Consider the following 14952-nt stretch of genomic DNA (forward strand, 5'->3'; position numbering starts at 1 on the left):
GGGAATGTTTAACTCATTCCCCTATGTAAATATAGGAGGTATATTATGGAAGTTAAAATGTCATTAATTCCTGGAGGAAAAAAAGGTAAGGTAGGAAAAATAAATGTAAAGTTAGGGGATAAGGTAAATAAAGGAGATATATTAGTTCAAGTTGAAACTGGTAAAGGAAATCGCCCTATAAAAGCTACTGAATCAGGAACTATTACAAATATATTATGTGAAGAAGGAAAAGAAGTTGCTTCCAATGAAGTATTATTTGAAATAAAATCAGAAAATTCTAAAACAATGAAAGAAACAAAAGAATCTTTTCCATTATCAAGTATTTCATCAAATACCTCTAATAAAAAAGAAATAGAATATCTAAAAACAGATTTGCTCATCATAGGAGCTGGACCTGGAGGATATGTTGCGGCTATTTATGCAGCAAAAAAAGGTATTAATGTTACTTTAGTTGAAAAAGAAAAGCTTGGAGGAACTTGCTTAAATGTAGGTTGTATTCCAACAAAAGCATTTGTTAAGTCTTCTGAAATATGCCATAGCGTAAAAAGAGCATCAACTTTTGGTATAAAAACCTCAGGAGAATTTGAAGTTGATATGGAAAGGGTTATTTCACGCAAAAATGAAGTAAAGGAAAAATTGATTTCTGGTATTTCCTTTTTAATGGATAAAAATAGGATTAATGTTATCAGCGGAGAGGCTTCTTTTATTTCTAATAAAGAGGTTTTTGTTAAAGGAAATGAAAGTTATAATATTAGTGCAAAAAATATAATAATAGCAACTGGCTCTAAAATATCAGATATTAAAATTCCTGGCATTGATTTACCATTTGTTTTAAATAGTACGAAAGCTCTTGATTGCACAGAACTCCCAAAATCAATTACTATTATTGGAGGCGGAGTAATTGGTATGGAGTTTGCATTTATTTATCGTAATATGGGTGTAGAAGTTACTGTTATAGAATTTATGGATAGACTTCTTACAATGGTAGATAAAGATGTTTCAGAAGAAATCAAAAATATAGCTGAAGAAGCAGGAATTTCTATTCATACAAGTTCAAAGGTGCTTAAAATTCAGAGCTCAACAAATAATCAAGCAATTGTAACATATGAGGACTCAAATGGTGAGCATTTAGTTGTTAGCGAAAAGGTTTTGGTAGCTATTGGAAGACAGCCAAATTTAGATTCCATTCACATTGAAAACACAGAAGTTGAGTTAAATGATAGAGGAAGAGGAATTAAAGTTGATAGTAATATGCGTACAAATGTAAAAAATATTTATGCAATTGGAGATGTTACTAATATTATTCAACTTGCACATGTAGCTTCTCATCAAGGTATTGTAGCAGTTGACAATATCATAGGAGAAGATAAAGAAATAGATTATTCAGCTGTTCCAAATGTTATATTTACATCTCCTGAAATATCAAGCGTAGGATTAAGTGAAGATGAATGTAAGAATAAATCCATTGATTATAGTGTAAGTAAATTCTCTTTTGAAGGTAATGGCAAAGCACTTACAATGGATGAACCTAGAGGATTTATTAAACTCATAAAGGACAATAGTACAAACAAAATTATAGGTGGTACTATTATAGGTGCAGATGCTTCCTCACTTGTAAGTACACTTACACTTGCAATTAAAAATGGATTGACAGATAAAGAAATAACTGAAACAATATTTGCACATCCAACTACTGCTGAGGTAATTCATGAAGCGGCATTTGGACTTAGTATAGGAGCATTACATCAATGATGAATAAAATTTATATATCTCTTGAAACGGATCCTTATTTTAATATTGCTGCAGAATATCAGATGTTCCTTGAAGCAGATGAAGGAATAAGCTTTTTCTTATGGCAAAATCAGTCTGCTGTGATTTGTGGACGTAATCAAAATCTATATGCTGAATGTAATATGGAATATCTGGAAAATAATCACATACTTCCAGTTAGAAGATTTTCTGGTGGCGGTACTGTTTTTCAAGATATGGGAAATGTAAATTTTACTTTTATAGCCAAAGAAAAAAATGTTAATATAAAAAAGTATATGAATGTTATAAAAAGAGCATTATCTTTTTTTGATATCTCATGTGAATTTAGTGGTCGGAATGATTTACTTTATAATGGAAAGAAATTTTCTGGACATGCTTATTATGTAGATAAGGGAAATCATATGTATCATGGTACCATTATGGTAAATGTAGATATGAATGTGGTATCTAAAGTACTCAATCCTTCTTTTATAAAGTTAAAGTCTAAAGGTATTGATTCGGTAAGAAGTAGAGTTATAAATTTATCTGAAGTGAATAAAGATATCACAGTTGAATCAATGATAGATGCTCTTTCTAGGGCATTTATAGATGTTTATGGGAATAGTGAGCCAATTAAGTATATTGATAGAAACTCAATTAAAGTACCTCTTTTTGAAAAAATAAATAAAAATGAGTGGATATTTGGTCAGTCACCAAATTATAGTATAAGCTTTGAGAGAAAACTTCTTTGTGGAAATGTTACAATTTATGTTGATGTAAAAGAAGGGATTATAAATAGTATTAATATAAATACAGATAGTCTTACTGTTTTTGATTTTTCAAAATGTGAAAAGTCCTTAATTGGAACATTGTTTAATGAAAATTATGTTTTTGATTATATAGAAAAGTATACTCAAGCTAATATGAAAAAGGCAGGTTACAATAAATAAAATTATATAGAAAAGTAAATAAGAGTATGCTATAATTAAAGATATCGACTAAAGTAGGTTGAGGTATATATGTTTAATTTAGATGACTGTTTTGCTTTAATAACTAGTAGAAGTGCTAAAATATTTTCAGAAGTTTTGGAAAAAGAATTAAGACCTTCCAATGTCACTAGATCTCAGTGGATAGCTATGTATTATATATATGTAAGCGAAATTATTACTCAAAGGGAACTTGCTGATAAACTATGTGTTAAGGAGCCAACTCTTGCAAGATTACTTCAAAAAATGGAGAATGACGGTATTGTGTGTCGCTCAAATAGTACATCAGATAAACGAATGAAATATTTGACATTAACAGAAAAAGGGAAAGCTATATGTTTTAAGTTAGTTCCTGTAGTCGAAAAATATAAAGACGATATAGTTTCCGGAATTGATGATTGTGAACTTCAAATATTTAAAAAAGTTCTTGATAAAATGACAGAAAATGCTTTGAATATGGAGAAAGGTATAGGAAAAGTTAATAATTAAAAGTAATGTAAAATTAGAAAATAATTATATATAAAAATGTACTCATTAATATGTGAATGAGTACATTTTTATATATAATTGGCTGTTAAATTTGCAAATGATGCAAATATTGATTCTTTGGCTGTATCAAAAAGAAAGGATTAGGGAGTTCCTTAATTCTTTCTTTTTTATTGTTTGTTAAAATAAAAATTATATATTTATTAAATTCAAAGTAATGTAAAGGTATACTAAGAAATACAGAGATAAATAGGTATTGTGTCATTTATTGTAATATTAATGGTAAGTTATGACTAAAATTAGACTGCAATAAATTTGTAATCTTAGATATTAAGTATTATAATAAAAGTATACTGATTAGATATATTTTATAAATATGATTAAATAGTATAACTGATTATTTTAGTTGTCTTCATTAAAAGGAGGGATATAAATGTTTTTTAAAACTACTGAACAACATGAAAATTTGAGAATGAAAATTAGAAAATTTGCTGAAGAAGAAGTAAAACCTATTGCATTTATGTTAGATCAAAACAATGAATTTCCCGATGATATTGTTAAAAAATTAGGCGAAATGGGAATGATGGGTATTCCATATCCTAAGGAATATGGCGGAGCTGGTTTAGATGTAATTAGCTATGCTATAGCAGTTGAAGAATTAGCAAGAGTTGATGGTGGAACAGGTGTAATACTTTCCGCACATACATCTCTAGGAACATATCCAATTGCAGCATTTGGAACTGAAGAGCAGAAAAAGAAATACTTAGTACCTCTAGCAAGAGGAGAAAAACTCGGTGCATTTGGTCTTACAGAAGAAAACGCAGGAAGTGATGCAGGTGGTACAGAAACTACTGCAGTACTTGAAGGCGATCATTATGTATTAAATGGTGAAAAAATATTTATAACAAATGCAGGTAAAGCAGATATCTATGTCGTTTTTGCAGTAACTACACCTGGTATAGGAACTAGAGGAATAAGTGCATTTATTGTTGAAAAAGGCTGGGAAGGATTTACTTTCAGCGATCATTATGACAAAATGGGTATTCGTTCATCTGCAACTGCAGAACTTAATTTCAACAATGTAATAGTACCTAAGGAAAACCTTTTAGGTAAAGAAGGACAAGGCTTTAAGATTGCAATGGCTACATTGGATGGTGGTCGTATAGGTATTGCAGCTCAGGCACTTGGAATAGCTCAAGGTGCTTTTGAAAGTGCTGTAGAATATTCTAAAGAGAGAATTCAATTTGGTAAACCTTTATTCCACAACCAAGTAATATCATTTAAGTTAGCTGATATGGCTACAAAGCTTAGAGCAGCTAGATTGCTTGTTTATAGTGCAGCAGAATTGAAAGAAAACCATGAACGCTATACTGTTGAGTCTGCAATGGCAAAACAATATGCATCTGATGTATGTCTTGAAATAGTTAATGATGCACTTCAGATATATGGCGGAAGTGGATATATGAAAGGCATGGATGTTGAACGTGCTTACAGAGATGCTAAGATCTGTACAATATATGAAGGAACTAACGAAATTCAAAGAGTAGTTATTGCTGCAAATGTTGTTGGTAAAATACCAAAGAATAGTGGACCAGCAATTAAGCAAGGACCTGCTACAGGTTATCGTAAGAAGATAATCTTTAAGGAAGGAACTCCAAAAGAACAAGTAGATCAACTTGTTGCAGCTCTTAAAAAGGATGGACATGATTTCACAGTTGGAATTCCAATTGATACACCAATAACTAAAGCTGAAAGAGTAGTAAGTGCAGGTGTTGGAATAGGCAAGAAAGAAAATATGAAACTTATAGAGGAACTAGCAAAACAGGCTGGTGCAGCTATAGGATCATCACGTCCAGTTGCTGAAACACTTAAGTATGTTCCACTTAATCGTTATGTAGGTATGTCTGGTCAGAAATTCAAAGGTAACTTATATATTGCCTGTGGTATTTCAGGAGCAGGACAGCATTTGAAAGGAATAAAAGATGCAAGTACAATTGTTGCTATAAATAACGATCCTAATGCAAAAATCTTTAAGAATGCAGATTATGGAATAGTAGGAGATGTTGAGGAGATATTACCATTATTGGCTAAAGCTTTAGATACTGGAGAACCTAAGAAACCAGCACCACCAATGAAGAAGATGAAGAGAAGCGTTCCAAAGAAAGTTGTTCCAAGTTGGCAGCATTATGTATGTAATGGTTGCGGTTATGAATATGATCCTGGCGTTGGAGATCCAGAAGGTGAAATATTCCCAGGTACTCTTTTCGAGAAGTTACCAGATGAATGGACTTGCCCTGCATGTGGTGAAGGTAAAGATATGTTCATAAAATGTTAGTAATGAATAAACGAGTTTTTCTTTAAAATGAAGGAGGGTTAAACATATGTATTGTGTTAGAAAAATAGATGAAGATCTTTATTGGGTTGGTGGAAATGATCATAGACTTGCTCTATTTGAAAATGTTCATCCAATTCCTCAGGGAGTTTCATATAATTCTTATTTACTTTTGGACAAGAAGACTGTTCTCTTTGATACAGTAGATTGGTCTATTTGTCGTCAATTTCTTCAAAATATTGAAAAGGTGCTTGACGGCAGACCACTAGATTACATGGTAATTAACCATGTAGAGCCAGATCATGCTGCTTGCGTTGAGGAGGTTCTTCTTAGATATCCTAATGTAAAGATTATATGTACTGAAAAAGCTTTCATGTTTATGAATCAGTTCGGATTTAATATTGATGGAAGAGTTACACAAGTACAAGAAGGAGATAAAAAATCATTTGGAAAACATAACGTAGTATTCGTAGCTGCACCAATGGTACATTGGCCAGAGGCTATGGTAACATTTGATACTACAACTGGTACATTATTTTCAGCAGATGCATTTGGTTCATTTATAGCTTTAGATGGAAAGATGTTTAATGATGAAGTAAACTATGATAGAGATTGGATTGATGAGGCTAGAAGATATTACACAAATATTGTTGGAAAATATGGACCTCATGTGCAATATTTACTCAATAAGGCTAGTTCATTAGATATTAAGAAAATATGTCCACTTCATGGACTTGTTTGGCGTAGTAATTTAGGATATTTCCTTGATAAGTACAATAAGTGGAGTAGTTATGAGCCAGAAGAAAAAGGTGTAATGATAGTATATGCATCAATGTATGGTAATACTGAAGCAGCAGCTACTGACATAGCAACAAAACTTGTTGAAAAAGGTATGAGTAATGTAGTTATGTATGATGTTTCAAAGACTCATGTATCATACTTGATATCAGAAGTATTTAAGTATAGCCATTTAGTTCTTGCAAGTGTAACTTATAATCTTAAGATTTATCCTCCAATGTTAAACTTCCTTATGGATATGAAGGCATTAAATCTTCAAAAACGTACTGTTGCCCTTATAGAAAATGGTTCATGGGCTCCTCAGTCAGCAAAACTTATGCGTGAGGTTTTGGACGGAATGAAGAATATGAATGTTTTAGATAGTGAAGTATCAATAAGCTCTAGCATGAGGGAAGAAGACGGAGATGCAATGAGTGATCTTGCAGATGCTATTATTGAGTCAATGAATAAATAGTTTTGAGAAAGATATAAAGTATGAACGGCTTGTGAATAAATTTCATGGGTCGTTTTTTATTTTAAATAGACAACTAGCTATAAATTAGATATACTATAAAAAGTGATTTCAGCACTGTAGATATTATGGTATAGTGAAGGAGAATTTAAAATGTATGATTATTTAGTTGTTGGATCAGGACTATTTGGATCAATATTTGCACATGAGGCTAATAAAAGAGGTAAAAAATGTATTGTTATAGACAAAAGGTCACATATTGGGGGAAATGTATATACAGAGAATATAGAGGGAATTAATGTACACAAGTATGGAGCACATATTTTTCATACTAGTAATAAAAAAGTTTGGGAATATGTAAATAAATTTGCTGAATTTAATAGATATACAAATTCACCTATTGCTAGATATAAATCTGAAGTTTATAATATGCCATTTAATATGAATACATTTAATAAGATGTGGGGAGTTATAACACCTATTGAGGCAAAATTTAAGATCCAGCAACAAATTGAAGAAGCAGGAATTACTGAGCCTCATAATCTTGAGGAACAGGCTATAAGTCTAGTTGGGAAAGACATATATGAAAAATTAATTAAAGGTTATACGGAAAAACAGTGGGGACGTAAAGCAACAGAGCTTCCTAATTCAATTATAAAGAGAATTCCAGTTCGATTTACATATGATAATAATTATTTTAATGATAAGTATCAAGGAATACCAATTGGAGGTTATACACAAATTATTGAGAAAATGTTAGATGGTATAGAAGTACGTCTAAATACTGATTTTTTTAAATATCGTGATGAACTTGAGAATATTGCAGATAAAATTATCTTTACTGGTATGATTGATCAATATTATAATTACTGCTACGGAGAGCTTAAATATCGATCATTGCGTTTTGATACAGAAGTTTTGAATTGTGAGAACTATCAAGGAAATGCAGTTGTAAATTTTACAGAGTATGATGTGCCATATACTAGAATAATTGAACATAAGCACTTTGAATTTGGATGCCAAGGTGAAAATATTAATCCTAAAACAGTGATTACAAAAGAATATCCTATTGAATGGAAGCGCGGATACGAGCCATACTATCCTGTAAATGATAGTAGAAATAATGAATTATATGCAAAATATAAGAAACTATCCGATAGAGAAGAGAAAGTTATATTTGGTGGACGACTTGGAATGTACAAGTACTTTGATATGAATAATGTGGTAGAAGAAGCTTTTGATTGTGTAAAAAGAGAATTACTAAAAGATATATAGAAATTGAATATTACAAAAGTAATTGATATAAAAGTTACTGTAGGAGTACATAGTCCTATAGTAACTTTGAGCTGTAAATTTACTATTAATTAAATCCAAATATTTTTTTTGATAGTGAATATCCTAATAATATAATGTTTCTTCCTATGAATCCATTTATTTGCATAACCAAACCAAAAAAGGATTTATTTACTTCTTTATAAAGATTTTTATTTTTAGAGTTTAAGTAATTCCACAATTCTTCCTTTTTTCTTATACTTTCTTCTGTGTTTTCTTTTAGTAAAAGTACTGTAGTAATTGTCATCATCATAACTAAGTATTTAATCATATATTTACGAAGTTTTATACATTCTATTACCATTGGATCATAACAGTCGATCATCATTTTTGTAACTTTAATTTGTTGATCAATACGACTTATCATTATCTTCTCATTAACTGACTGATCATCTCTTCCAATAAAATATCTATAAAGGTCTGTATTTAAATAATACATTGTTTTTACATAAGGTAGAGGTTTATATACAAAAATATTATCTACATAAAATGTATGCTTTGGAAGTTTTAAATTGCATTTTTTTAGAATATCTGTACGATAAATAACTGAATGCATCAATATATTTTGACTTTTCTTGAAGTGACCAATGTCATTCCAAGTAAATATTTTATCTTGAGGCATTGCACTTTTGTAATTGATGCTTTTTGACTTATGTATAATCACATTCTCATATACATAATTAGTAATGAGCATATCTAATGGTTTAGAATTATTAATCATATTTTTTAATGTGTCAAGCACTTTTATAAAACTGTTTTTATCAAACCAGTCATCACTATCTAGAACTTTAAAATATATACCTTTTGAATATTTAATACCTGTATTTACTGCATCTCCATGACCACCATTTTTTTTATGTATTGCATGTATTATATTTGGATATTTTTTTTCGTATTTATCCGCAATTTCTGGAGTATTGTCGTTAGATCCATCATCAATAATTAAAATTTCTAAATCCTCGCTACCAATCAGCAGTGATTCTATTGCTCTATCCATATATGCTGCTGAATTATAACAGGGAATTGCTACAGTAAGAACTTTCATTTATACCTCCTGATTAATGAATTTAAGCATTTTATAAAGTTTTAGATGTAAAGATAGCTGCCAAGTCAATTCAGCTAATGTAACTCCGCCTATAACATCAACTATAACGTGCTGTTTTGTTGTTAATGTTGAAATACATATGAGTATAGCCATAAATAAGGAAAAATATCTATAAAAAGCGGGAATATTTTTGCAATTTCTTAAACCAGCAAAACAATACCAACTGACCAGACAATGAATTGAAGGAAAAAGATTGTTTGCTGGATCTATATTATATAAAAATTTAAGCATGTCCGAAAATATATCTGATTTTATGATATCAGGTCTTACATTAGTAGTAGGAAAACATATATATATAATACCACATATTAATTTCCCCAATAAGTCTGCTGTTAAAAAACGATAGCAGTGTTTTTCGTTTATACCACTGATTAATATATAATTTGTAATCCAAAAAATATAACTTCCAAAGTAGATTATTGTAAATGCAGGAATTACAGGAATCTTATTATCATAATAAGTTGTTAGATTATGAAAAATTCTTTGTGTGTAAAACAATCGTACTCCAGAGTACACAGTGAAATTAAAAATTACACACAAAATTAAGGGCTTAATAGCATATTTAGGGATATAATTAAATATTTTTTTAGTTGAGTCCATTTTGTATAAATCCTTTTTTAAAATTCTAAGTAACTTTGATAAATTCTCTTTTAAATTACATGTTTTATTTTAAGTATAATGTTTTAAGCTGTAATAAGTCAACATATTATAAGTTGTTTTATGAAAAATAAAGTTTATCTAATATACTGCATATACTAGAAAGAAGAAAGTGACATATCTAATAACCACTTTCTTCTTAAATTGAAATAATTAAATCGTATTTCTAATTTTCTGGAGTAAATGTTGCACAATCTGTTTCCTGTGCATTGTGTGCATTTTTAGGTTTAACTTCTATTTGTTTAGCACAACAGTGATCACCACTCATATGATAATGGCAACTATCTACAACACATCTAACTCCCTGATTGATATTATTCATTTTTTGATTATTCATTTAAATTCCTCCATATAAAAAATTATTAACAGTAATATGATTTGTAAAATGAAATTTTTTATGCTATGTATTTAAAATATTTTAAAATATTTTAAATTCTAAATTGCAATTTATTTAAATTTATATTTTATTATGTCATAAAATAGTATATAATAATAGAATATATAATTATATGTAAATTTATGATAGCTAGTTATCAAAAAAATTAGAAGGTGTAATTTTGTGAATCTTTTTAAGAAGAAATCTTTAAATCAGTTACAAGACATTGTAAAAAAAACAGACTTGAAAAAAAGTCTTAAAGCAGTAGACATAGCAGCACTTGGAATAGGTGCAGTTGTAGGCGTTGGAATATTTGTTGCAACAGGTGAAGGAGCTCACATGGCTGGACCAGGAATTATACTTTCATTTATATTTGCTGGAATTGTTGCCTGTCTTTGTGGACTTTCTTATTGTGAACTTTCTACTATGTTTCCTGTGTCTGGGAGCACATATTCTTATGCATATATTGCTTTTGGAGAAATTATTGCAGTAATTATAGGCTGGTGCCTTACAGCAGAGTATATCGTAGCTGCAAGTGCAGTTGCTTCTGGTTGGTCAGGAACACTTAATGGTATATTGAGTGGTTTTGGTATTTATCTTCCTAAAATTATATCCGCATCTCCAAGTGGTGGTGGTATAGTAGATGTGCCAGCTATTTTAATAATAGCTGTTATTACTAGCTTGCTTTATACAGGAATGAAGGAGAGCTCAAGGGTAAATAATATTATTGTTGCAATAAAAATTTCAGTAATTATTCTGTTTATAGTTTTAGGTGTAAGTCACATAGATATGGCCAATTATAAACCATTTGCTCCACATGGATTGAAAGGAATTTTTACAGGTGCAAGTACTGTATTTTTCTCATTTTTAGGATTTGATGCAATTTCAACTTCAGCAGAAGAAGCTAGAGATCCAGGAAAAGATGTATCGCGTGGAATTATAATGTGCCTTGTAGTAGTTTGTATTCTATATGTTTTAGTTGCGTTTATACTTACTGGTATTGTTCCGTATAATGAAATAGTAGCAAACAATGCAGTTCCTGACTCACTTTCAAGAATTGGTATAAGATGGGGATCTTCATTGGTTGGTGTTGGAGCTATTCTTGGAATGATTTCTACTATAATAGCTGTTTTATATGGGCAAGTTAGAGTGTTTATGGCTATGTCAAGAGATGGACTTCTTCCAAAAGTATTTTCAAGAATACACAAAAAACACAAAACTCCGTATATAGCTACTATTATATCTGGAGCAATGGCAGCATGTATAGCAGGCTTTCTTCCACTTAATATAATTGTTGAATTTGTAAGTATAGGTACGCTTCTTAGTTTTATAGTTGTATCAGCAGGGGTTATATATCTTAGAAAAGCAATGCCAGATGTTAAGAGAAAGTTTAAGTGTCCTGGTGTTCCGTACACACCTGTTGTGACTATATTGTGCTGTATTTCACTTTTAGTATCTATGAGACGTATAACTTGGATTGGATTTTTAGTGTGGTTGAGTATAGGAATGGTAGTTTATTTTACTTATGGAAGAAAACATAGCGTAGTTCAAAATGAAAACAAAAAAATTATATAACTAATAATTAGGGGGCTTTTTATGAATCTTTTCAAAAAGAAATCACTAGAGCAATTAAGCGATAGTGTAAAGAAGACAAATTTAGAGAGAAATCTTACGGCAAAGGATATAGCAGCACTTGGAATAGGTGCAGTTGTAGGAGTTGGAATATTTGTTGCTACAGGTGAAGGGGCACATGCAGCTGGTCCAGGAATTATACTTTCATTTGTGCTAGCTGGAATAGTAGCTTGCTTGTGTGGACTTTGTTATTGTGAACTTGCAACTATGTTTCCTGTAGCTGGAAGTACATATTCTTATGCATATATTGCTTTTGGTGAATTTATAGCGATGATTGTTGGATGGTGTTTAACTGCAGAGTACATTGTTGCAGTTAGTGCAGTAGCATCTGGATGGTCAGGAACATTTAGAGGAGTTTTAAGGTCAATAGGTATTAATTTTCCACATATTATAGCTGCTTCTCCTCAAAATGGTGGAATATTTGACCTTCCTGCAGTTGCTATAATATTGATATTAACAACTTTGCTTTGCTATGGAATGCGTGAAAGTTCAAGAGTAAATAACATAATAGTTGTGATTAAAATAGCTATAATTCTTTTGTTTATAATTCTTGGAGTATCTCACATAAAGATATCAAATTATAAACCTTTTATGCCTTATGGTTGGAAAGGAATTTTTACAGGTGCAAGTATGGTATTTTTCTCATTTATAGGATTTGATGCAATTTCAACTTCAGCAGAAGAAGCTAAAGATCCTAAAAGAGATGTATCAAGGGGTATAATAATGTGCCTTATAGTAGTTTGTATATTGTATGTTTCAGTAGCAGTAGTTCTTACTGGAATGGTACCTTTTAATCAAATAGTTTCAGATAACGCAGTTCCAGATGCATTGTCCAAAGTTGGAATTACTTGGGGCTCGGCATTAGTAGGAGTTGGTGCAATACTTGGAATGATTTCAGTAATGCTTGCTATGCTTTACGGACAGGTTAGGATATTTATGGTTATGTCAAGAGATGGACTTTTGCCAAAGATATTTTCAGATATTAATAAAAAACATAACACCCCAGTTAAAGCTACTGTAATAACAGGAGTTATAGCCTCAATTGTAGCAGGGGTTTTACCACTTAGTATAATAGTTGAATTTTTAAGTATAGGAACTTTACTTAGTTTTATGGTAGTATCTATAGGAGTTATATATCTTAGAAAATCAATGCCAAATTATGAAAGAAAATTTAGGTGTCCGGGGGTTCCATATACACCAATAGTAACCGTTCTATCTTGCATACTATTATTAGTTTCAATGCGTCTTATAACATGGATAGGATTTTTAGTATGGCTTTCAATTGGAATTGTAGTTTATTTTACTTATGGTAGAACACACAGTGTTGTTCAAAATGAAAATAAGGATGCTTCATAGATTTGGAATAGAATATTTCTTTTTAATTAATTAGCGGTTATGAAATTTCATAACCGCTAATTAATTGTGTATTTTTTAATATATTTACGCAAGAGGTGCAAATAACCTAAGAATTGATTCAATAACTTTTTTAGAAAAACTTCTTTTCTCCCAAACATCTTTTTCTACTTTTTTAGATACTGATAGTGTTTTTAGAAAATCATCATGAATATTTTTTATAGCAGGAACATCATACATATAAGTAGCACACTCAAAGTGTAAAAATAAGCTTCTATAATCCATGTTGATTGTTCCAACAACAGCACATTCGTAATCTGAAATTAATACTTTACCATGTATAAATCCTGGTGTATATTCATATATTTCTATTCCAGAGTCCAATAATTTATCATAATGGGATCTAGTAAGCATTTGAATAACTCGCTTATCTGGAATAAAAGGAGTTATAATCTTTACATCTACTCCTCTTTTAGATGCTAGAGATAGTGCTAATATCAGTTCATAATCTATTATTAAGTAAGGAGTTGCAATATAGATATAGTCTTTAGCACTATTTATTATGTCCATATATACATATTCAGCAGTGCTGTCTACCTGTTCTGGTCCACTTGAATAAGGTACAACAATACCTTTTGTATTTTTGATTTTTGATGGGAGTTTATATTTTTGAAAATCTTCTTTTTCTTTTGTTATAGATTGCCACATTCTAAGAAACATTGTGGTAAAACTGAAAACAGCATCGCCTTCAAGGCGAACGGACATATCCTTCCAATATCCGTATTTGGGATAGGAATTTATATACTCATCACCTATATTCATTCCTCCAGTAAAGCCAATTGAGTTGTCTATAATTACTAATTTTCTGTGATCTCTGTAGTTGAGCATTAAATTTAAAATGAGTTTTATAGGATTAAAAATTTTAAATTTTATATTGTTTTCTTTTAAGGACTTTCTAAAATCTTTTGGTAATACAAATAGAGATCCTATATAATCTACTAATATCCTTACTTCTACACCATTTTTCGACTTTTCTTTTAGAATTTTAAGAATTTCTTCCCACATTTCTCCTTTGGATATTATAAAAAATTCAAGAAAAATAAATTTCTTGGCTCCATTTAAATCTTCTAATAGTTTTTTATACATTGATTCTCCATTTGGGAAATAAGTTATATTTGTATTTTCATAGGAAGGATAACCACAGATGTTTTTAATCAGTCTTGTTTCATTATATCTTATTCTATTTTTTTTCTTTAGAGAATCAAGCATATTTTGATTTTCTTCCACCAGTATTTTTTTACCAGAACTTATTTTATTTATTTTGGTAAAGTTTCTGTTAGTGCCTAGTCTAGCTATAATATAAATTATAGCACCAATTATTGGGATTAGTAATATAAGAGCAATCCAACTTACTTTATATGATGTGTTTTTATACTTGTAATTTAAATGAACTACTGCAATAAAACTTATGATTTCAAATAGAGCAAAATAGTATATGAAAAATACATTTAGCATATTGGAGATTAGTGTTATAGCTATAAATTGAAATACTAACCAAAATGCAAAGACTATCAATTTTAAAATTGAAATAAATATTTTCCTTTCGCCCAAATATAGTCACCTGCCTTTACATTTTTATATTATTTTCTCATAAACAGTGGTATAAAAGATAACATGTAAAATAGGTTCTATTTA

The 14952-nt window shown here is 30.2% G+C and carries 12 protein-coding genes; 8 read left to right on the top strand and 4 right to left on the bottom strand.

What is annotated here, in order from left to right; genetic code table 11:
* The first annotated feature begins 45 nt into the window (after window positions 1–45).
* The 6 genes from lpdA (at window position 46) to glf (ending at window position 8077) form a co-directional block, all read left to right on the top strand.
* Complete coding sequence (gene lpdA / locus H2684_RS05430) at window positions 46–1752, top strand: dihydrolipoyl dehydrogenase (RefSeq protein ID WP_182088393.1); 1707 nt, start codon at window positions 46–48, stop codon at window positions 1750–1752.
* Entirely contained in the window at window positions 1749–2699 is a 951-nt protein-coding gene (locus H2684_RS05435; RefSeq protein ID WP_182088394.1) for a lipoate--protein ligase, read from the top strand. The genes lpdA and H2684_RS05435 overlap by 4 nt, the downstream gene beginning before the upstream one ends.
* Before the next feature lie 69 nt (window positions 2700–2768).
* A complete protein-coding gene (locus H2684_RS05440) occupies window positions 2769–3224 on the top strand; it encodes a MarR family transcriptional regulator (protein ID WP_182088395.1) in 456 nt (151 codons plus the stop codon).
* 430 nt (window positions 3225–3654) lie between these two features.
* On the top strand, window positions 3655–5556 hold the full coding sequence (locus H2684_RS05445) for an acyl-CoA dehydrogenase family protein (RefSeq protein WP_182088396.1): 1902 nt from the start codon (window positions 3655–3657) through the stop codon (window positions 5554–5556).
* A gap of 46 nt (window positions 5557–5602) precedes the next feature.
* Entirely contained in the window at window positions 5603–6805 is a 1203-nt protein-coding gene (locus tag H2684_RS05450; protein WP_182088397.1) for an FprA family A-type flavoprotein, read from the top strand.
* A 150-nt stretch (window positions 6806–6955) separates the two neighbouring features.
* The gene (glf, locus tag H2684_RS05455; RefSeq protein ID WP_182088398.1) at window positions 6956–8077 is read left to right on the top strand and encodes a UDP-galactopyranose mutase; all 1122 of its coding nucleotides are present in this window, start codon (window positions 6956–6958) and stop codon (window positions 8075–8077) included.
* Between the two features lie 85 nt (window positions 8078–8162).
* Here the strand turns inward: glf and H2684_RS05460 are convergent, their stop codons facing one another.
* From H2684_RS05460 to H2684_RS05470, 3 genes are all read right to left on the bottom strand, one after another.
* On the bottom strand, window positions 8163–9179 hold the full coding sequence (locus H2684_RS05460) for a glycosyltransferase family 2 protein (protein ID WP_182088399.1): 1017 nt from the start codon (window positions 9177–9179) through the stop codon (window positions 8163–8165).
* A complete protein-coding gene (locus H2684_RS05465) occupies window positions 9180–9839 on the bottom strand; it encodes a phosphatase PAP2 family protein (protein WP_182088400.1) in 660 nt (219 codons plus the stop codon). It lies immediately after the preceding gene.
* 223 nt (window positions 9840–10062) lie between these two features.
* A complete protein-coding gene (locus H2684_RS05470) occupies window positions 10063–10233 on the bottom strand; it encodes a DUF1540 domain-containing protein (protein WP_182088401.1) in 171 nt (56 codons plus the stop codon).
* Between the two features lie 222 nt (window positions 10234–10455).
* On the opposite strand from H2684_RS05470, the gene H2684_RS05475 reads away from it, so the two are divergent.
* Window positions 10456–11847: an amino acid permease gene (locus H2684_RS05475; protein WP_182088402.1), complete on the top strand. Its 1392-nt coding sequence runs from the start codon at window positions 10456–10458 to the stop codon at window positions 11845–11847.
* Between the two features lie 21 nt (window positions 11848–11868).
* On the top strand, window positions 11869–13260 hold the full coding sequence (locus H2684_RS05480; protein ID WP_182088403.1) for an amino acid permease: 1392 nt from the start codon (window positions 11869–11871) through the stop codon (window positions 13258–13260).
* Window positions 13261–13344: 84 nt separating this feature from the next.
* On the opposite strand, the gene cls is transcribed toward H2684_RS05480, so the two are convergent.
* Window positions 13345–14868 (bottom strand): cardiolipin synthase, encoded by a 1524-nt coding sequence (cls, locus tag H2684_RS05485; RefSeq protein WP_182088404.1) that lies wholly within the window; start codon window positions 14866–14868, stop codon window positions 13345–13347.
* Between the last annotated feature and the right edge of the window lie 84 nt (window positions 14869–14952).

The sequence above is a fragment of the Clostridium sp. cel8 genome (genome assembly GCF_014050525.1).
GTDB lineage: Bacteria > Bacillota > Clostridia > Clostridiales > Clostridiaceae > Clostridium_B.